The organism is Paenibacillus sp. AR247 (assembly GCF_002968895.1).
Lineage (GTDB): Bacteria > Bacillota > Bacilli > Paenibacillales > Paenibacillaceae > Paenibacillus_AQ > Paenibacillus_AQ favisporus.
In genome coordinates this window covers 1,604,896-1,606,456 of sequence record NZ_PCZT01000009.1, presented here as the reverse complement: position 1 = coordinate 1,606,456, position 1,561 = coordinate 1,604,896, and the positions used below count along the sequence as shown (strand labels likewise).

General features: G+C 50.2%; 2 protein-coding genes. Both read right to left on the bottom strand.

What is annotated here, in order from left to right; all coding sequences use genetic code 11:
* On the bottom strand, window positions 1-224 hold a 224-nt coding region (locus tag CPT76_RS15740; protein WP_181152872.1), incomplete at its 3' end, for a GerAB/ArcD/ProY family transporter.
* A gap of 44 nt (window positions 225-268) precedes the next feature.
* The gene (locus tag CPT76_RS15735; protein ID WP_258168640.1) at window positions 269-1,387 is read right to left on the bottom strand and encodes a Ger(x)C family spore germination protein; all 1,119 of its coding nucleotides are present in this window, start codon (window positions 1,385-1,387) and stop codon (window positions 269-271) included.
* Window positions 1,388-1,561: the final 174 nt, after the last annotated feature.

The window sequence follows — 1,561 nt, the reverse complement described above, 5'->3', positions numbered from 1 at the left end:
CCAAGCAGCTTACGGCTGAACTGTGTTAAGGTTTCTCCGGGATGGAGCAGGCTGACATGCGTGACCAAATACGTGATGGCCAGCCCGATCGCGCCCGCAACGATCATGGACATCCATGCGTCCTGCTTGGCTATTTCAATGGCAGGCGACACTCTTAACCAGACGGCCATGACGACTTCCACCGTGCTTAAGGTCCAAAAGATTTGTGATCCGGTCAGCTTCATCGATTCTCCTCCTTTCCGATGGGATTCCCCTGTTTACTGATGATCTACAGCGAAGAATTGGTTTGCCCCGGATCCCTGTACCGGAGATGAACCGATACAGTGATCGGCAGTTCGGGGAACGTTTCGTGCCAATGAGGCTTGAGCGTTTTCCATACCTCTGGATGCTGCCTGTGCACTTGTTCCCCGATTCCAAATATATCGATCTTATATTGGTGCTGCGCTTTATTCACCAGTTTGCGAACCTTCTCCTCCGCTTCCTGGCTCAGCTTGGCTTGAATTGTTTTGAGATCTTCGTCCTTGGAAGGATCGAGTGACGAATTGTTTTCGACTATGCTGCCGGTGCCGTGCAGCGATATGTAAATCTGCGGCTGGTGCTTAACCATTTTTATGTGTGTGCGGTGCTTTAGGGATTGAACGGCTAAACTGATCGTCTTGTTCTCCTTTCCGATGAGGGTGGTGAACGTGAGGTTTTTTTGCTTACCCATCATCCAGTTATCGTACATCGATTCCTCCGGATCGAGGAAACCGACGAGCTTAAGACCATGATCTTTATTCAGGATGGCCGAGCCAGTGTATACGTACCCTCTTGCAGGATCCGCTGTGATGGCAGGCACAATCGGCTGGGTTCCTTCGCTGAAGGCATCGCATAAAAACAACCGGAAGTAGTAGGGCTTCATGCCAAGGGCATTTTGCTGACTGCCAAGTGTCGTACTGATGAATGGATCAAATGTAGGTTCGGCTTTGATCACTTCTTTCGCCGTTCCATCCTTAACAACGAGTACGACGGAACGGATTTCCGATTTTGGGTTGCGGACGACCATGTCGAGATACTTATCCACTCCCTCTTCGGCCATATGCTGACCGATCAGAATCGTTTGTCGATGGGCATAAAACAAGGAGCGCGACAGCTCAGCCTGCATATGCTGCCCGGCATCCATAAAATCCTTTCCCTTCGCACTCACGACCGTAAATGTGTTTTTCTTGCCCGCACCCGTCACCTGGCTGCTGCCCAAACCCGCGGGTACAGCGATTTCGGAACTGATTTCCAGCTCCTTGTCCTCGGTCATGTCCATTCCAACGCCAATAATAAAAGCACGCTGGTTAGGTTCCTTCAGGTTCCAGCAGCCGGTAGACGAAGCTGACAGAAGCATTAAGCAGAAAATAAGCAGGATTTTTTCATTGTACCTTCCGCCTTATCCATCAAGTTCAAGATTTATCTGCACGTTGTCTCGGCCAACGTAAAAATACATTTTTCACCCTGCTTTTCCTGGTTGGAGCAACGGGCTGAAGATACGGCGTCCCTAACGGACTGAGGTGAATCAGATGGGACAAGATGG